At 71.3% G+C, this 17,563-nt stretch carries 17 protein-coding genes; 7 read left to right on the top strand and 10 right to left on the bottom strand.

Annotated elements, in window-relative coordinates:
* Positions 1–313: 313 nt before the first annotated feature.
* The 5 genes from J1M39_RS10715 to J1M39_RS10695 form a co-directional block, all read right to left on the bottom strand.
* Positions 314–1,300, bottom strand: coding sequence for a hypothetical protein (locus J1M39_RS10715; protein WP_206495849.1), 987 nt, complete (start codon positions 1,298–1,300; stop codon positions 314–316).
* 400 nt (positions 1,301–1,700) lie between these two features.
* Positions 1,701–2,909, bottom strand: coding sequence for a hypothetical protein (locus tag J1M39_RS10710; protein ID WP_123244040.1), 1,209 nt, complete (start codon positions 2,907–2,909; stop codon positions 1,701–1,703).
* Positions 2,910–2,992: 83 nt separating this feature from the next.
* Complete coding sequence (locus tag J1M39_RS10705) at positions 2,993–3,160, bottom strand: type I restriction-modification system subunit M N-terminal domain-containing protein (RefSeq protein WP_206495854.1); 168 nt, start codon at positions 3,158–3,160, stop codon at positions 2,993–2,995.
* Between the two features lie 222 nt (positions 3,161–3,382).
* Positions 3,383–4,795 carry a hypothetical protein gene (locus tag J1M39_RS10700; RefSeq protein ID WP_148408529.1) on the bottom strand — a complete coding sequence of 471 codons (1,413 nt, stop codon included), beginning with the start codon at positions 4,793–4,795 and terminating at the stop codon, positions 3,383–3,385.
* Positions 4,796–4,806: 11 nt separating this feature from the next.
* Positions 4,807–5,910: an alcohol dehydrogenase catalytic domain-containing protein gene (locus J1M39_RS10695; RefSeq protein WP_148408528.1), complete on the bottom strand. Its 1,104-nt coding sequence runs from the start codon at positions 5,908–5,910 to the stop codon at positions 4,807–4,809.
* A 257-nt stretch (positions 5,911–6,167) separates the two neighbouring features.
* Here J1M39_RS10695 and J1M39_RS10690 point away from each other — a divergent pair, with 257 nt between their 5' ends.
* Positions 6,168–7,757: a helix-turn-helix domain-containing protein gene (locus J1M39_RS10690; protein ID WP_241254124.1), complete on the top strand. Its 1,590-nt coding sequence runs from the start codon at positions 6,168–6,170 to the stop codon at positions 7,755–7,757.
* A 160-nt stretch (positions 7,758–7,917) separates the two neighbouring features.
* Positions 7,918–8,745 (top strand): hypothetical protein, encoded by an 828-nt coding sequence (locus J1M39_RS10685; protein ID WP_148408526.1) that lies wholly within the window; start codon positions 7,918–7,920, stop codon positions 8,743–8,745.
* Between the two features lie 9 nt (positions 8,746–8,754).
* On the opposite strand, the gene J1M39_RS10680 is transcribed toward J1M39_RS10685, so the two are convergent.
* Entirely contained in the window at positions 8,755–9,030 is a 276-nt protein-coding gene (locus J1M39_RS10680) for a DUF1540 domain-containing protein (RefSeq protein WP_148408525.1), read from the bottom strand.
* Positions 9,031–9,322: 292 nt separating this feature from the next.
* On the opposite strand from J1M39_RS10680, the gene tgt reads away from it, so the two are divergent.
* Together tgt and J1M39_RS10670 are read left to right on the top strand one after the other, a co-directional pair.
* Positions 9,323–10,648: a tRNA guanosine(34) transglycosylase Tgt gene (tgt, locus tag J1M39_RS10675; RefSeq protein WP_078025372.1), complete on the top strand. Its 1,326-nt coding sequence runs from the start codon at positions 9,323–9,325 to the stop codon at positions 10,646–10,648.
* Between the two features lie 248 nt (positions 10,649–10,896).
* On the top strand, positions 10,897–11,838 hold the full coding sequence (locus J1M39_RS10670; RefSeq protein ID WP_206496769.1) for an endonuclease domain-containing protein: 942 nt from the start codon (positions 10,897–10,899) through the stop codon (positions 11,836–11,838).
* Between the two features lie 100 nt (positions 11,839–11,938).
* Here the strand turns inward: J1M39_RS10670 and J1M39_RS10665 are convergent, their stop codons facing one another.
* Positions 11,939–13,153: an acyl-CoA dehydrogenase family protein gene (locus tag J1M39_RS10665; protein WP_020624825.1), complete on the bottom strand. Its 1,215-nt coding sequence runs from the start codon at positions 13,151–13,153 to the stop codon at positions 11,939–11,941.
* A gap of 126 nt (positions 13,154–13,279) precedes the next feature.
* On the opposite strand from J1M39_RS10665, the gene J1M39_RS10660 reads away from it, so the two are divergent.
* Positions 13,280–13,885, top strand: a complete 606-nt coding sequence (locus J1M39_RS10660; protein WP_036341145.1) for a TetR/AcrR family transcriptional regulator — start codon at positions 13,280–13,282, stop codon at positions 13,883–13,885.
* Positions 13,886–13,895: 10 nt separating this feature from the next.
* On the opposite strand, the gene J1M39_RS10655 is transcribed toward J1M39_RS10660, so the two are convergent.
* The 3 genes from J1M39_RS10655 to J1M39_RS10645 all read right to left on the bottom strand — a co-directional run bounded on the left by J1M39_RS10655 (position 13,896) and on the right by J1M39_RS10645 (position 15,415).
* Entirely contained in the window at positions 13,896–14,531 is a 636-nt protein-coding gene (locus J1M39_RS10655) for a GNAT family N-acetyltransferase (RefSeq protein WP_206496768.1), read from the bottom strand.
* A 99-nt stretch (positions 14,532–14,630) separates the two neighbouring features.
* Positions 14,631–14,954 (bottom strand): putative quinol monooxygenase, encoded by a 324-nt coding sequence (locus tag J1M39_RS10650; RefSeq protein WP_010079505.1) that lies wholly within the window; start codon positions 14,952–14,954, stop codon positions 14,631–14,633.
* On the bottom strand, positions 14,951–15,415 hold the full coding sequence (locus tag J1M39_RS10645; protein WP_206496767.1) for a DUF4126 family protein: 465 nt from the start codon (positions 15,413–15,415) through the stop codon (positions 14,951–14,953). The genes J1M39_RS10650 and J1M39_RS10645 overlap by 4 nt, the downstream gene beginning before the upstream one ends.
* 131 nt (positions 15,416–15,546) lie before the next feature.
* On the opposite strand from J1M39_RS10645, the gene J1M39_RS10640 reads away from it, so the two are divergent.
* Positions 15,547–16,392 (top strand): hydroxymethylpyrimidine/phosphomethylpyrimidine kinase, encoded by an 846-nt coding sequence (locus J1M39_RS10640; RefSeq protein ID WP_060775706.1) that lies wholly within the window; start codon positions 15,547–15,549, stop codon positions 16,390–16,392.
* 56 nt (positions 16,393–16,448) lie between these two features.
* Positions 16,449–17,504, top strand: a complete 1,056-nt coding sequence (locus J1M39_RS10635; protein ID WP_206496766.1) for a hypothetical protein — start codon at positions 16,449–16,451, stop codon at positions 17,502–17,504.
* The last annotated feature ends 59 nt before the right edge of the window (positions 17,505–17,563 follow it).

Here is a 17,563-nt window from a genome sequence, read left to right as displayed (position 1 = left end):
TACAACCACCACCGCCGGCACTCCTCGCTCGGCTACCTAACCCCAGCCGAGTACGCTCGGCAGTGCACCCATCAAATGGAAACCGACGACTCACAGAACGTCCGGACCGAATGAAGGGGGCGGCTCATCTCAACGGGTTCAACTGCCCCGGGCCTCGGGTCTCCCGGCCACCCCTGGTCAAGCAGAAACCCCGGCGATATGGCCTGGGCCAGGGATCGTTCCGGGGTCTTCGCCCGCGGATTCAGCACGCGGCGGCCTGAGGCCTGGCAGCTGAGTCGCGCCCCGGAATGGAGGGGCCGGCCTCCGCACCCCGTCACCCCTCCGACGCAGCCGCCTCCCTGCGGCCCCACGTCTCGTCGGCGATGACGAGCATCCGCTCCCCCAGCGCCACTGCCTGCGCGAGCGCATCCTCCGGGTCGGAAAGAGGCGTGCTGTAGATGCCCACGTAATCACCCACGTATCCGCGCGCCTGGTAGGGGAAGTCGGTCCCGTAGAGCTTCTGCATCTTCGACGCTCCGCCATGACGAGAGATCGAGAAGCGCCCCGCGGACTCCAGAGCCACCGCCGCCTGCCATGCTTGGCGGAGCGCCTCCCCCATGCACGCGGCGGCGGGGCCCGGCTCCTGCTCTTCCGGAGAGATCGTGAACCCGACCTTCGCCTGAAACTGCGGAGGAACAGCCGCACCGGCGCGCTCCACCTGGCCGAACACCCACCCGTCCTTCGCGGCGATGTTCAGGCACGGCCAGTTACGCCCCGTCGTCCCAGCCTCGACCTCCAATCGCTCATGCTTGACGGGCAGCAACACATGGAGTGCTCGACGTGTGACCGCCTTGGCCCCCGGATCGGAAGCCATGACTCGGACGTCCCGCTCGAGACGAGCCACCAACGGGTTCACGTCCATGAGACGGCCCAGCAGGTCCCACCACGTCACAACGGCCCAGTCACTCTGCTTCGTGGTCGCCTCCCGCACGTCCGGGGCGGCCGCGTCAGGAACGACCATGACTCGACATGCCCCCCCGGCCAAGGCGGCGTAGCGGCCCAGCTGCTCGGCTGTGGCCTGGTGGTCCACCTTCACTTCCACGATGACTTCCTGCCCGGACACCGTGCGGAACCGCTGGTCGATGCGCTGGTCCTCGCATATGAAAGTGGCGGGATCCGCTGGATCCAGAGAGAACCCGGTCAGTTCGCTCAGAGCGCGGGAGTACTCCTCTGGATGGGCGGCGCCCAGTGCCGTCAGGAGCCGGGTGGCGAGGGTCTCACTGGACCAGATCAGCGGAGTCTCCGGGGTCGGAGTGGGCATGGCGCTCTCCCTTTCTTTGGTGGACGAGTATGAGACGAGGACACGGTGAATGGCGCTGTGGGCCGGGGTCGGCCGGCAGCCCTTCGCCGCTTCTGCCGGTGGCCTGTCCCTAAAATGAGGGCGCCCTGCGCCCGACTGATGAGCACCTCGATCGTCTCCGTCGCCGTCAGCTTCTGCGTGCCGGCCGCCAGGCCGCCGCCAAGCTGCACGAACGGGGCGTAGCGGGTCACGGGGTCGTCCTCCTCGAAGGTCGGGTGATCGCTCGGCTCGGCTCCTCGGTGCGCACCCGCGCGGTCTTCGGCGTTGGCGACGGCGAGCATCGGCTCCACCGGATCGCCTGAGGCGGGGGCCGTCGTCGGGCCCGCCCGGTCGGGGCACTCCCGAGGCCCCCGTCCACCGATCAGTACTCGAGCTGCGCCATCCGGGCCCTCAAGGCGTTCTCGAGGTTGTGCGAGATTCCATGGATGTCGAGGCCGTCCATGTCAATGAGATTGCCGGCGTCGAGGTGGATCACGCTCGTGTCCCGTGACGATCCGCCGGTGCTGGAGTAGCGCGTCACACAGATCTCCGCGCGAATCCTTTCGAGAATGGAGGCGCCGTCGTCATCCCCAGCCTCGCTGTCGATGGCCTGGAGTAGCTCGCCCCTCGTCAGACAGTCGCTCAGGTCCACCGCGATGCCGAACCACGCGCATGCGGTGACCTCTTGCTGACGCCACCAGTCATCGGGACGCTCCCCCTCGGGGTGGACGCTCATGACGCCTCCGCAGAAGTCGGGCGCGACGTCACCCAGCTCCATGGCGTAGGGGAACCGGTGAAGATTGAAGTGCACTTCGGGAGCGTCCTGCAGGTCGGACGCACGCAGGCACCACTGCTCGAGCTTGTCCTTCGCCAACTCTCGGAGCCACGAGAGGGGTGCGGAATAGGCGAGCGCTTCCTTCGGAATCCGGCGGCTCATGAGCAGCTCCTCCTGTGAGGGGGAGCAGGCAGGGACGAGCTCGTACGGGAGGTAGGTGACGGGGTGCTCGACACTCACCTCCACACCGTGCCGAGCCCGGGCAGCAAGCATGTTCAGCAGGAAGACCCCGACATGACGCCACGCTGCCGGCGGCAGGTCGAGATCCCGCAGCCGCACCAGCTCGTGAACATCACCGCCGGTCAAACCGTGGTTGCGCTTGCTGAAGTGGCTGACGGAGGCCTCCACGTATACCTTCGTGGCGAACTCATGCGACCCTCGCTCGAGCTGGGCGACGATCTCCCGCCGAGCCTCGTCGATGTCCTCCTCCTCGAAGACGGCGTAGGTCTCGGCGAGGGCGATGGCCCACACTTCCGACGGGTCGCCCTCGTCCTCGTCCCCCAAGACGTAGTCGGCGATGCAGAAGGTCAGACCCGACGTCAGCTGGTGCGGCGTCCAGTCGAAGTCCTCGCTCGTCAGCACGAGGCGCGGGACGGCCGGCCGACCCACTCGGTCACACTGGGGCGTCATCAGGTCCTCGACCCACCTGGCCAGACGCGCCCGCGCGACGGCCCGAGCATCGTCCAGAGAGGCCCGATCCATGGTGAACTCCGACTGCGCGGAAAACAGCTGACGTTGTTGCTGGAGATTCCACATGATTCGCCACACCCTTTTGATCTTCGGCCCATTTCACGCCGAGGGTGAGCATAGCCTGGCCCCGCCACGGGCGCTGAGAAGGGTCAGATGCGCAGAAGATTCCGACCCCGGTGCGGGGCCATGACCGCCTCCATGCGGCGCAGGATCGTCATGGGCAGGACGAGGGTGCCGTACTGGTTCGGCCTGAACACGCCCCGCAGCTGATCCGCGATCCCCCACACGAAGTTCGAGAGGTTCTGGGGAGAGGGCATGGTGCCAGGGCCTTTCGGAGCACGGCAGTGTGGCAGTCGGCCCCATTCTGGCACGGCGACATCCCCATGCCTGGGCCCTCGCCCGGCACGGCCGATCCCCACTCCGTCTCAGTTCGTTACGCGAACCCTCCGGCGGCCAGACCCACGCACCGAGGCCCCGGTCTGCGTCGCACTGAACGATGCATTCCGGGGCCTCGGTCGAGGGCTGCGGTCCGTGAGACGTCAGCTCTCGGCGGCCTGGCCCTCCTGCGCGCGGAGCATGGCGTCGAAGGTGGCATCCGGCTCACCGCGGAAGAAGTTCCGGCCGTAGACCACGAGGCAGAGGATGACGCCCGTCGCCAGGCCCCATGCGGCACCGTTGGACGCCAGCACCGCCGCGGTGACTCCCGCGATTCCAAGATCCTTGAGGCTGCGGGCCTCCATGATGCCGACCTTCACGGACACGAATCCCTGGATGAGCAGCGTCAGGGCCAGAGCCACCCCGAGCACCGGCTGCACCAGCGTCACGATCGGCAGCAGCAGGAGCCCGGTGTTCGTCCCCCACCGGAACGACCCTGCCCCGCCGAAGATCGACTTCATGGCCTTGCGGCCTTCCTTGTAGCGCTCCACGATCACGACGTGCATGGCAGACCAGATCGGACCGCACATGGCCACGTCCGGACCGATCATGGACATGAGGGTGTTGCGGCCGCCGAAGATCAGGTGCGCACGGTCCGGGTTGTACACGACCGCCTCATCCGTGCGGATCTGGTCGGCCTCTTTGAGGATCGCCCGGGCCTGGAGGACGTCGCCGAACACGACGATGTAGGTCGCGAGCACGGTGGGCAGCGCGGTGAGGAACATCGAGGCCGGCGGGAGGCCGATGCCGAAGATCGTGTACCCGGCGAAGAGGCCCGCGAAGTCCGGGGTGTTGAACCCCCACTCGATGGTCGGCCACGGCGCTTCGCCGGCCAGGGGCGCGATGACCACGGCCAGCAGGATCACCGGGAGGATGCCCAGGTTGCCGATCGTGCGCCACATCGGGTTCTTGGTCCGCATCGCGGCGAACCGGCTGGAGAAGAGCAGGAGGAAGGCGATCCCCACCGCGATCGTGATGGTGACCGGGAAGGTCTCGAAACGCCCTCCAGCGACGAAGAGTGACTGGACGGCGGCGATTCCCGCACCCACCAGGACGCCCGCCTTGATGGCGGAGGGGATCAGCGAGACCACCTTGGAGGCGAGTCCCGTCGCACCCAACGTGATCGAGAAGACGCCCAGCATGAACTGGAACGCGATGAGTGCATGCACACGCTCCTCCCCCTCGGGGAACGCTGAGCAGTAGGCCATGACCAGCGGGATCGCCGGGGTGATCCACCCGGGAACCACCGGATCGCCGAGGAGGTGATGGGTGAGGTACAGGAGGCCGTTGAACACCACGACGGCGAGGGCCACCTCGAACGGCATGCCGAGCAGTTCGACCATCAGAGGGATGGCCGCGAGGTCCACGGCGCACATCAAGAGGCCCTGGACGTAGTCCGGCCACTCGAAGCGGTAGTGCACGAACGGCAGGCGGATCTGGAAGGGCCCTGCCTTCCAGTGCGGGGAGACTTCCCCGATGCCTTCATCGTCCAGCGAATGATGCGCAGTAGTCGTCATGTCCGTGGCCTTCAGTATTCGATGATCTGACGGACCGCACGGCCATCGGCCAGCTGGTCCATCGCTTCGTTGATGTCGTCGAGCCGCATGGTCGCGGAGACGAGCTTCTCCACAGGCAGCCGACCTTCACGCCACATCTGCTCGTATCGCGGGATGTCGCGAGCGGGCACAGAGGTGCCCAGGTACGAGCCGATGATCGTGCGGGCCTCACCCGTGATGGTGAGCGGTGAGATCTCCGCCGTCTGCTCGGGAGAGGGGAGCCCCGCCGTGACGGTCCGGCCACCCGGCGACGTCGCGTTGAACGCCGTCGTGAAGGCCGCCGGATGGCCGGCGCACTCGACGGCATGGGTGGTCTTGATGCCACGCTCCGCCATCTCTTCGGGCGAGTAGGCGGCATGCGCGCCATAGCTGAGGGCGAGCTCCCGCTTCTCCTCGGACATGTCCACCGCGATGATCTCCTGCACACCGCTCGCCACCGCCGTCAGAAGGCAGGCGACCCCCACGCCGCCGAGGCCGACGATCGCGATGGAGTCCCCCTCCTCCGGGGCCGCGGCATTGAGCAGGGCGCCGCCGCCGGTCAGCACGGCACATCCCAGGACCGCAGCGACGGCGGCCGGCACGTCAGAGCCGACGGGCACCACGGACTTCCGATTCACGACGGCGTGGGTCGCGAATCCGGAGACGCCCAGGTGGTGGAACACCTCGTCGCCGTCGCGGTGGAGTCGGACCCCGCCGCCCAGGAGGACGCCGGCGTTGTTCGCCTCCGTGCCGGGGATGCAGGGCAGGCGACCGTCGGTCTTGCACGCATCGCATTCGCCGCATCGAGGCAGGAACGTCATGACGACCCGCTGGCCGATCTCCACGTCGTCGACACCCTCACCGAGCTCCTCGACGATCCCGGCGGCCTCGTGGCCGAGCAGCATGGGGACGGGCCGAACACGATGACCGTTCACCACGGACAGATCCGAATGGCACACGCCCGAAGCGTCCATGCGGACGAGGATCTCGCCTGCGCCCGGGGGATCAAGCTCCAGGTCCGAGACGGTGAGGGGACGGGACGAGGCGTACGGCCTCTGCCTGCCGATCTCCTCGAGAACAGCTCCACGGATCAGCATGCGAGCGCCTTCCACGACGGGGGTGTGTGATGTAGGCCTCAGGGCCTCCTCCCATCCCACCAGCGCTCCCCGTCACGCGCTATAGACATCCAGTCCATCTCTCACCGAATAAAGTTGGCAGAGTGACCACTGACGCCCTCGACCACCGCCTCCTCCGAGCCCTGCTCGACACAGCTGCCGACCTCGCGGAACTGGCCGACACCGAATCCGTCCTGGCGTCCATCGTTCGGCGCACTCGGGCCCTCGTCGGAACGGACATGGCGTATCTCAGCCTCAATGACCACGCAGCAGGTGAGACGTACATCCGCCGGGCTGAGGGCGTCGTGACCCACGCGTACCGGACGATCCGGATGCCCATCGGCACAGGAGTGCTCGGGAAGGTGGCGGAAGGTCTGGCACCCTTCCAGAGCCTCGACTACACCAACGACCCGACGATCACCCACATCCCCCAGGTGGACCACGCGGTGCAGGCCGAGGGCGTCCACGCGATCATGGGCTCACCCCTCGTCGTCGACCGCCGACCGCTCGGCGCCCTGATGGTCGCCGAACGTCGCGCCCGGAGGTTCACCCACTCCGAGGTGACCATCGTCGAGTCACTCGCCAAACATGCCGCCATCGCGATCCAGAACGCGCACCGCTACACGGAGGCACTCAACGCCGTGGGGCGCGCGGACGCAGACCGGGATCACGAACGTCAGTCCCTGCGTGAGCTCACTCGCCTGGATGAGCTCTCCTCGCGCCAATGCCAGTCCCTTCTGGAAGAACCCAATGAGACGGCCGTGCTCAATCGGGCCGCCGAGCACTTGGGAGTGGAAGTGGAACTCCTCTCCCCCGAACGTCCGACGTCGCCGCTGCGGCCCGCCCCCACCCTCCCCTCGCGTCACACCGCAGGGGTGGCCCACCAGGTCGTGGCGCCGGACGGCTGCACCTGGACGCTCGTTCCCGCAGATCGGGACGCGCGCGACTGGCTCGCCGTCCGCCGCGCCCTCGACTCTGCCGAGGAGAAGGCCCTGGTCAGGACCGCGCAGCACCTCCTGCTCGCACGACGGCTCCGCAGCGCGCGGCGCGCCACCGAGCTCGAGGCGGGCGCCGGCCTGCTGGCCGAACTCGTCGATGATTCCGCCGGTGGAATCGTGCGACGACGTCGGGCGCTCGCCGAGCTCGGCCTGCGCGAGGATTCACAGGTCAGCCTGGTCGTCATCGATCTCGCCGCCGTACCCGAACCCCAGTTCGCAGAGCGAGTGCTCTCACCCGTGGCGGGAGTGCGCCTGAGCGCTCCGCGGGGAGGCACCTGGTGCATGGTCGGCGACCGCCCGGATGTGCCTGCCCGCGTGGAGGCGGCAGTTCGGCATGCGACGGAGGCCGTATGGCAGATGGCCTTCCTTGGGCCGGGCGAGCACTTCCGCGATCTGCCGGGAGCGTTCCACACGCTGGAGAACGCCCTCGCTGTCAGTCGGGTGACCGGAGGGCTCCACGCCGTGGACGCGTCGACCGTGGGCGCCGTCGGCATGGTCCTCGCCGGGGCCGGCGAGGCGAGCAAGGACGTGACGACCCGCCCGCTGGCGCCGTTGCGCGACCTGCCACCCCAGCGTGCCTCGGCACTCCGAGAGACCGCACTGGCCTACCTGGACGCTGGAATGAACGTGGCCGAGACGTCCCGCCGGCTCTTCCTCCACCGCAACACGGTCCTTCAACGACTGGAGCAGCTCGGCGCCGTCCTTGGGCCCGACTGGCACACGCCTCCGCGATCGCTCGACCTCCATCTCGCCCTGCTCTCGGCAGCACGCGACGACAGCGGCGCCCCGGGAGTGACAGCCCCCAGCCTCGGGAATCGTCTGCACACCTGACCCTTCTGGCCCCGCCACGGCCGCCGAGAAGGGTCAGATCCGCAGACGATCCCTGACGAACGCCCCCACCGCCCGCGAGCGACAAATACACAACACGCGCCTTGCGTATCTCACTGAGGTGTGCCTTACTGGTTCTCGGACCCCCGCCGGAAGGACCCCCATGGCCCACGCCTCCACGCACCCCGCCCATCCGCTGCCGCCCGTGGCGCCCCGTCGTCTGCTGTTGACCCAGCGGCTGCTCCGCGGCGAGGGATCCGTCGAGGTCACGGCCTTCCGCGCCGGCGAGACGCTCACGACGGCCGTCCACGGCGTGAGCGCGGACGGCCGCCTCGTGGTCGCCCACGTCCCCAACCTCCTCGGTTCGCTCGGCGCGTTCCACACGCCCGCGCCGCTGGACGTGCGCGTGGACGTCCTGCGCGACGCCCTGGACCTCACGCTCCCCACCCGCCTGGCGTCCGTGCATCTGCTCGGCACCCTGCGCTGGTGCCGGGACTCGGCCGAGGTCGCGGAGCTGGGGCTGCGCGGTCGCGTCGCGGACCTCGTGGCCGACGTCGGCCCACGGGTGCGCGTGGGCGTCGTCGAGACCCAGCGGATCCTGTTGCACGACGTCGACGGCGTCGCCGTGTTCTGCCGCCACACCCTGCCGCTCACGTCGCGCGGACTCGTCGACCAGGCCGAGCTCGCAGACCTGGCGGACGACGTGCTGGGCACCGCCCCCGAGGTGCTCGCGGACCTGGCCGACGCCGTCGCCCTGGGCCTGCTGCCGGGCGAGAGCACCCCGTTGCAGGTCGACACCGAATCCCTGCCCGAGTCCCCCGCCCACGCCCTCGACGCGGACGAAGCCGGGGTGACCCTGCTGCGCGTCCACGACGGCGAGACCACCGCGGTGCACGTGGCCCTGCCCGGTGCGGGCCGGCTCGACCACAGCCCCCGGCACGCCTGGCGGCGACTGCTGGACGCGATCCCGGCGCGGGTCGCCCACCCCTGAGGGGCGGCGTCAGTCGATCGTGTAGGTGGCGCAGGTGGCCACGTCCGTGACCTCGATGCCCTCGGCGGTGCAGGCGAGGTCGACGTTGTAGGTGCACTCGAGGCGGTGGCACGCACCGACGGTCGAGGCGCCCTCGGTCACCGGGCGGCGGACGTCCAGCTGGACGAAGGTGCCGCAGCCGGGCGTTCGGTCGGAGCCGGCGACGGTGATGGCCAGGGCGTTGCAGGACGACTCGGCATTGAAGGCGCAGGCGCTGGCGGCGCAGGTGCGGACGGCGGTGGTCATGGCGTGATCCTCCCGGTTCGGGCCCGCCCCGGGCTGGGACGGTGCTGCTGGAATCGAGATTACTCCGGCCCACGAATAGCACAAGAGGGGTGAGCCTTAGTCGATAGGCAATTAGCGCAAATGCATTTTGCGCATTGTCGCGTGTCGTATGGACCGACGTCGTGCCCGCCGGCCGCCCGGAATCTTCTGCATCTCTGGCCCTTCTGGCGACCACGCGCCCACTCAGAAGGGTCAGATGCGCAGACGATCCGCCGTCCCCGCCTCCTGAGCAGCCCCGGCAACCCTGGATCCCATGCCCGACACCCCGCAGCCCCCCGCCGTTCCCGCGCACCCGGACCACTTCGGCTTCGAGGTGACCCACCGCCTGGAGACCCCCGGGCACGACGGCGCCCCGCTGGGCCGCACGGGCGTCATCACCACGCCGCACGGGCGGATCCAGACGCCGGCGTTCATCCCGGTGGCCACGCAGGCCACGGTCAAGGCGGTGCTGCCGGAGTCGATGAAGGACCTCGGCGCGCAGGCGCTGCTGGCCAACGCGTATCACCTGTACCTGCAGCCCGGTGACGACCTCCTGGACGAGGCCGGCGGCCTCGGCGCGTTCATGAACTGGCCCGGGCCGACCTTCACGGACTCGGGCGGCTTCCAGGTGATGAGCCTCGGCTCGGGATTCAAGAAGGTCATCGACATGAAGGGCCCCGGCGCGCCCGAGGGGCAGGGCGCCGACGACGCCGTCGCCCCCGGCAAGGAGCGCCTGGCCAACGTCGACGACGACGGCGTCTGGTTCAAGTCCCACCTCACCGGGGACCGACACCGGTTCACCCCCGAGGTGTCCGTGGGCATCCAGCACAACCTCGGCGCGGACATCATGTTCGCCTTCGACGAGCTGACCACCCTGCACAACTCCCGCGGCTACCAGGAGGAGGCGCTCGAGCGCACCCGCCGCTGGGCCCAGCGCTGCCTCGACGAGCACGCCCGCCTCACCGGGGTCCGCGCGGCGCGGCCGTACCAGGCGCTGTTCGGCGTGATCCAGGGGGCCCAGTACGAGGACCTGCGCCGCAAGGCCTGCCGCGACCTCGCGGGGATGCGGGCCGAGTTCCCGGCCGCGGGGGAGCTCGACGGCGTGACCTCCGGCTTCGACGGCTATGGCGTCGGCGGGGCCCTGGAGAAGGAGAACCTCGGGACCATCGTGGGCTGGTGCGCGCAGGAGCTGCCCGAGGACAAGCCGCGCCACCTGCTGGGCATCTCCGAACCCGATGACCTGTTCACCGCCGTCGAGAACGGCGCCGACACCTTCGACTGCGTCTCCCCCACCCGTGTGGCCCGCACCGGCGCGTTCTACACCCGCGACGGGCGCTACAACCTGCCCGGGGCGAAGTACCGCCGCGACTTCGGCCCGCTGGACCCCGAGTGCGACTGCTATACGTGCGCCCACTACTCCCGCGCGTACCTGCGGCACCTGTTCAAGGCGAAGGAGATGGTGGCGCACACGCTCCTCTCCATCCACAACGAGCGGTTCACGGTCTCGCTCGTGGACCGGATCCGCGCGGCCATGCAGGATGGCACGCTCGCCGAGCTCAAGGCCGAGACCCTCGGCCGGTACTACGCCCCGAAGGGCTGAGGGGTGCTGGGTGCGCCGGCACGCTGCGGGGGGGGAGCCAGCACGCTGCGACGGGCGCGAGCCAGACGTTTCTGCTGTTCTGAGGGGGCTGTCACGACCGATTCGTCTGGCTCAGCGCCGCTCGGACGTGCGGAAGACGTGAGCCAGACGATTCAGCGGCTCCTGCACAGGGCCGCGGGCGCAGCTCGCCCTCCACGGCCCTCGCGGTCGCGGCACCGGGTCCGCCCATGGAAGGAGAGGGTGGCGGCATGGTCGCCCCTCCTCCGCACGACGACGCCGTCCTCAGCCTCGTCTTCCCGGTCGCCGCGGGGCTGCAGGCCGGTCTGACGGCCTCGCAGCTGCGCGGCCCCCGGTTCGACGCCCCGCAGCACGGGCTGCGGCACACCGCGGGGGGTCAGCCCTCACTGGCCGGCGTCGTCCGCGCCCTCCAGCGGACGAACCCCGGCACCGCGGCCACCCACGCCACCGCCGCTCGCCTCTGGGGGATGTGGCTGCCGCGGCAGTGGGAGCGCGGCCCCATCCATCTGGCGCGCACGCGGGCCGAGGGCGGGGCGCCGCGCCGCAGCGGCGTCGTCGGGCATGAGCTGCACCCGCAGGACCCCGTGCTGGTGCGTGCCGGGGTGCGGATCACGACGCCGGCCGCCACCTGGGCGGCGCTGGCGCAGCTGGGTCTGCCGTTGGCCGACGTCGTCGCCGCCGGGGACAGCCTGCTGCAACGGGCTGACGGCCCGGCGGGCCGGCGTCGCCCCGGCGAGCATCCGCGGTGCACCGTGCGTGATCTGGAGGCGGAGGTGCTGCGGGTGCGCGGGAGGCGAGGGACGCGGACCCTGCGAGCGGCCCTGCCGCTGCTCAGGGACGGCGCGGATTCGCGGCCGGAGACGCTCCTGCGACTGGCGCTGACCGACGCGGGTGTGCCGGAGCCGGAGGTGAATCCGCTTTTGATGCTGAGCGACGGGTCCGCCGTCCGGCCGGACCTGGTGTGGCGGGAGGCCCGCGTCTGCGTGCAGTACGAGGGCGATCATCACCGGACGGACCCGCAGCAGTGGCGCCGTGACATCGAGCGCGACCGCCGGATGCAGGCCGAGGGGTGGATCGTGCTGCGCGTGGCCGCCAGCGTCTTCACCCAGCGGGGCCTCGACGCCCTGCTGCGCGACCTCGCCGCCCACCTGCGGCTCCCTCTGCCTGCGTGAGCCAGATGAATCGGCCGCCGAGCCAGACGAATCGGCGGCAGGGGGGCGTGCGCACCAGCAGAAATCTCTGGCTCACGCCGCCGCCCCCGCTCGCGTCATCTCACACGAACGCGCCGACCCCCGTGATCTCGCGGCCGATGATCAGCCCCTGCACGGTCTCGGTGCCCTCGTAGGTGTGGATCGCCTCGATGTCCGCGAAGTGGCGGGCCACCTCGTTCTGGATGAGGATGCCGTTGCCACCGAGCAGGTCGCGCGCGTTCGCGGCGATGGACCGCGCGGCGCGCGTCGCCGAGTACTTGGCCATGGACGCCATCGGCCCGGTGAGCCGTCCCTCGTCCTCGAGCCGGGTCGCACGCAGCACGAGCAGCTGCACCTGGGTGAGCTGGGAGAGCATCTCGGCCAGGCGGGTCTGCACGCTCTGGGCGGCGGCCAGCGGTCGGCCGAACTGGACGCGCTGCCCCGCGTAGTGCACCGCCGCCTCGTAGCAGCCCACGGCCTTCCCGAGGGCGGACCACGCGACCCCCACGCGCGTGGCGAAGAGGACGCGGGAGGTGTCCTTGAAGGAGCGGGCCTCGGGCAGGACGTCGGCGTCGGGCACGAACACGCCGTCGAGGGTGATGTGGGCCTGGTCGATGGCCCGCAGCGCGACCTTGCCCTTGATGACCTCGGCCGTGTAGCCCTCGGACTCCTGGCGCACGATGAACCCGCGGACCTTCTCGTCCTCGGCGCTGCGCGCCCACACCACGGTCACCCCGCCGGCGGCCCCGTTGCCGATCCACTTCTTGTGCCCGTGCAGCCGCCAGCCGCCGTCGACGCGCTCGGCGCGGGTCTCCAGCGAGACCGAGTCGGAGCCGTGGGTCGGCTCCGTGAGCGCGAAGGCGCCGTAGAGCTCGCCGCGCGCCATGGCCGGCAGGTGCTCGGCGCGCTGCTCCTCGCTGCCGCACAGCTGGATCGAGCGCATGGCCAGACCGCCCTGCACGCCCGTCATCGTGGCGATCGAGCCGTCCAGGCGCGAGAGCTCCATCATGGCCAGGCCCGCGGCCACGCGGGAGATCTCGGGCAGCCCGTCCACGGGGACGCCGTCGCGCAGCAGGTCGGCCTGGCCCAGGCGGGCCACGAGGTCGAGCGGGTACTCGTGACGGTCCCACGCCTCCCGGATCCGGGGCAGCACGTCCGGCTCGAGCGCGAAGGCGCGGGCCCGACGCCACACGTCCTTCTCGGCGTCGGAGACGTCCGCGAGCGCGAGGTAGAAGTCGGTGTCCAGCGGCGTGGCGACGTCGTACTCGGGCTCGACGGTGGGCAGGGTCTCGGTCATGGTGGCCTCCCGGGCGGGGTCGGAGAGATGGGTGTGTCCGTCATCACCCTACACCGACTGACACGCCATCTCACAGAATCAGACGCAGTCTCACCTCCTCTCCGCGCCCGTGGCACCATGGCCCGCATGACGACGCCCGCCGAGGACACCCTCACCGCCCTGATCCACCTGCTGGACCGCGAGGGCTACGACGCCGTCACGGCCGACCAGCTCGCCCGCCAGGCCGGCATGAGCCGGGCCAGCTTCTTCCGCCACCTCGGCGGGAAGGAGGAGGTGGTCTTCGCCGACCACGCGGCGCTGCTCGCCCGCCTGGACGACTTCCTGCGCGGCACCTCCCTCGGCGTGCGGGAGGCCCTGGAGGAGGCGGTCCTCCAGGTCTTCCGGCATCACACCGCCGATCCGGACCGGGCCCGGGCGCGCTCCCGCCTGCTGCGCGGCTCCCAGGCGCTGCGCACGCGCGAGCTGCTCACCTCGCACCGCTACACGGAGCTGTTCTCCGGCTGGCTCGCCACGGCCCTGCCGGACACGCCCGCGCGCGGCGGGGTCGCCGTCGGGCTGGCGGCGGCCGTGGTGGCCGTCCACAACCGCGCCCTGCGGGCGTGGCTCCACGCCCCGGCCGACGACGCCGAGGCCGGCCTGCGCGCGGACCTCGCGGAGGTCATCGCGCGGCTCACGGCCGAGCCGGCCGAGGCCGAACGAACGCTCGCCGCCGTGCGCCGACTCGTGGGCTGACGCCCCGCCCTCAGCGGCCGGCGACCTGCGCGTTCTCCGCCCCGAACGCGGGCGGGTAGCGGAACTCGCCGGCCGGCACCTCCGCGCCGTCCTGGAGCGTGAGGATCTGCAGCGCCTCGGGCTGCCGGGCGAAGGCCGCGTGCACGCCGTGCTCGGAGGCCTGGTGGAAGCCGAACTTCGCGTAGTACTCGGGCCAGCCGTAGACCACCACGACCTCCTCGCCGTCGGCCTGGGCCTTCTGGAGCAGAGCGTTGACGAGCGCGGTGCCGGCGCCCTCGCCCTGGTGCTCGGGCAGGACGCCGTGCGGGGCGAGGGCGATCACCTCGGCGTGGTCGATGTGGGCCCGGACCAGGGTGCCGTAGCCCATCGGGTCCGACTGCAGGTCCGTGCCGGGGATCGCGGCGGTCATGGCCACGAGGGAGTACTGGGGCAGCCAGCCCTCCGCGCCGTCGGCGAGCGCCTCGACGAGGTCGGCCTCGGCCGTGGACGCGAAGGCGAGCTCGGCGATCTGGCGGACGGCGCGGCGGTCGGCCGGATCGTCGTGATCGGCCTCGCGGGTGGACCAGCGGTGGCCGAGATCCTGGCCGGCAGGGACGTGGGCGGTGCGGTGGCCGGGGGTCTGGGTGCTGTTCTGCTCGGCGCTCATGCGCTCACCGTAGCCAGGGTGTGACCCCGGATACAGAGACGGCGCCCTGCGTCACGCTCGTGACGCGGGCGCCGTCGCCTCCTCTGGCCGGGGGCGGGCTCAGTCGATCTGCAGCTCGCCCATCGGGCCGAAGCCCTCCGCACCGACCTGCTCGGAGATGATCTGGGGCGTGCTCGCCAGCAGCGGGCGCATCGCGTCCAGGCCCTCCTGGAAGTGCGGGGACGCGACGTGGGCCTGCGCACCCTCGTCCGTGAACCCCTCGAGCAGGAAGTACTCGTTCGGGCCGCCCTCCACCGGGCGGTACCACTCGAAGAACAGGTTGCCGGGCTCAGAGCGCACGTCCGCGGTGTACTTCGCGACGGCGTCCATCCACTCGTCGGCACGCTCGGGCTGGACGGTGAACTTCAGGTTGATGAGGATCATGCCGTCCATTCTGGCCCACCCGGGACGGCCGCGGCACGGCCTCGCGTCCGCCGCGCGCGGAACCGCCGGGCCAGCAGCCACAGGCCCACGACGACGGCGACCACCAGCACGGCGACCAGCACCGGCAGGAACAGCGCGGCCGCGACGAGGCCGGCCGCCGAGACGTCCTCGGCCGCCGAGAGCACGGGCGCGGCGGCCCCCACCGTGACCGTGTCGGCTCCCACGACCGTCTGGACGGCGTCGTTGACCGCGTCCACCCCGGGGATCTTGTCCGCGACGAGCTCGAGCGCGAGCAGGACGCCGAGGATCCAGAGGGAGGCGTCGGCGGAGAGCCACGTCCAGCCCGCGGGCAGGTCGACGAGCCCCGTGAACCGGTCCAGCAGACCCAGGGCGAGCAGGGGGATGTAGGCGTTGAGCCCGGCCGAGGTGGCCAGGCCCGTGCCGGTGAGGAGCTCGAGCACGTCCGTCCCCTTCCTTCGCGGGTCGCTCGGGGCGCCCGGGCGGACGCTCCGGGTCCGAGGACCCTGGCTCCCCAGTGAACACCGCCGGCTGTCGGGCGCTTCCCGTCCGTGGTCGGTCCTACCATGGGCGCATGCCCCAGACCGCGCACTCCCCCCAGCACTCCGCCTCCGCCCCGGCGCTCGCCCTGACCATCGCCGGGTCCGAGGCCACCGGCGGCGCCGGCGCCCAGGCCGACCTCAAGACGTTCCAGGAACTGGGCGTCTTCGGCATCGTGGCGCTGACCTGCATCGTCTCCTTCGACCCGGAGGACGACTGGAACCACCGCTTCTTCCCCGTGCCCACCGAGATCCTCCAGCAGCAGCTCGACGCCATCCAGGGCGACTACCCGGAGCGGCTGCGCGCCGTGAAGCTGGGCATGCAGGGCTCCCCGGAGGTCATCCGCACCTCGGCCGCGGCCCTGCGCCGCGCCGCGTGGGACCACGTGGTCCTGGACCCCGTGCTCATCTGCAAGGGCCAGGAGCCGGGCCACGCCCTGGACACGGACCAGGCGCTCAAGGCCGAGCTGCTGCCGCTGGCCACCTTCACCACCCCGAACCACTTCGAGACGGAGCAGCTCTCCGGCATGACCGTGCGCTCGGTCGAGGACCTGACGGCGGCCGCTCGGCGCATCCACGAGATCTCCGGCGCGGCCGTCCTGGCCAAGGGCGGGATGCACCTGCCCGGCCCGGACGCCGTGGACGTGTTCGTGGACGGGGACACCGTGGAGGTGCTCTCCGCCCCGAAGATCGGCCAGTCCGGCGTCTCCGGTGCGGGCTGCTCGCTCGCCGCCGCCGTCACCGCCGAGCTGGCCAAGGGTGCCACCACGCTCGAGGCCGCGCGCCGCGCCAAGGAGTTCGTGCGAGCCGGCATCGCGCAGGCGGTGGAGGGCCGCACGCCGTTCGCCGCCCTGTGGCAGGGCGGCCTGCGCTCCGCCTGAGCGCGCACGTGGGCCGCTGACTCGTCCTGAGCCGGGCGGTGCGCCACACTGGGGGCATGAAGCTCCCCTCCCCCGCCCCGTCCGTCCCCGGCGAGGTCCACCACTCGGCGTCGTCCGTTCCCGTCGACGGCGTCGAGGCCGTCTTCCCCGCGCTGCGCCAGCGCGCCCTCGCCCCGGGCGGCCGGCTCTACGGGCTGGCGGCGGCGGCCGCGGTCGGCGGGCTCACCCTGCTGGATCCGCACGCCCGCCGAGGGCGCGAGCGTCGGGCCCTCGCAGAGCTCGAGGCCGCCGTCAGCGGCACGTTCCTCGCGGCCGAGACCGCCAACGCCCTCCACACCGCCGCGATCGCCGACGGCGAGGTGGCCCCCTCCCCCGCCGCGCGTGCCCTGCGCGGGCTCGGCGGGCTGGCCGTCGGCGGCGCGGTCGCGGCGGTCGCGTTGCGCGCCACCGGCCTGAACGACAGGATCGACGGCGCCGTGGTGCGTCGGCTCCAGCGGGTCGGCGTCCCCGCCCCGCGCGTCGCGCTGGCCGCAGCGGCCTCCCTGGCGATGCTGCTGGCCAACGAGGACGCCCGCCGGACCCGCCGCGACGCCGTCGAACTCGCCGTCACCGGCCCCGCCGGCCTGGACGAGGACACGGTCGACGAGGTGGAGCCGGAGCCCACCGCCGAGCTGCCGGTGGAGGTGCGCGTGCTGCTCGAGACCCTGCTCGACCCGGCGCTGGCCGAGGGCCGGGACCTGCCCGGGGCCGAGGCGCTGCGCTCCCAGCTGCCGCACGCGCGCACCGTCACCTCGGTGGCCGAGGCCATCCGTGAAGCCGGCGAGGTCCCGGACTGGGTGCCGCTCGTCGTCGAGACCGACGATGACGTCCGGCGCGCGGTGCCGAACGACTGCGTCTGGCCTGTCCGCGGCCGCTTCGCCTCCGGCTCCGCGGGAGGACACGAGCTCGAGCTGCGCCTGCAGGTGATCGACGGGGAGATCGGCGCCCTGACGGTGACCCTGCCCGCGGACGCCGAGGCGGACAGCGACGCCTGGGACGCGTTCCAGGAGATCGAGTCCTTCCCCGGCGTCGAGGACCTGACCTTCCACGTGGACGGCGACCGGCGCGCCTGACCGGGAATTCTCCCGGGGCCCGTCCAGCCCGGCCCACTACAGTGGGGACCCGCCCGACG

The organism is Micrococcus sp. KRD077 (assembly GCF_017168505.1).
Taxonomy (GTDB): Bacteria; Actinomycetota; Actinomycetes; order Actinomycetales; family Micrococcaceae; genus Micrococcus; species Micrococcus luteus.
Note: the sequence above shows the minus strand (reverse complement) of the source record. Positions and strands in the feature narration are given on the sequence as shown.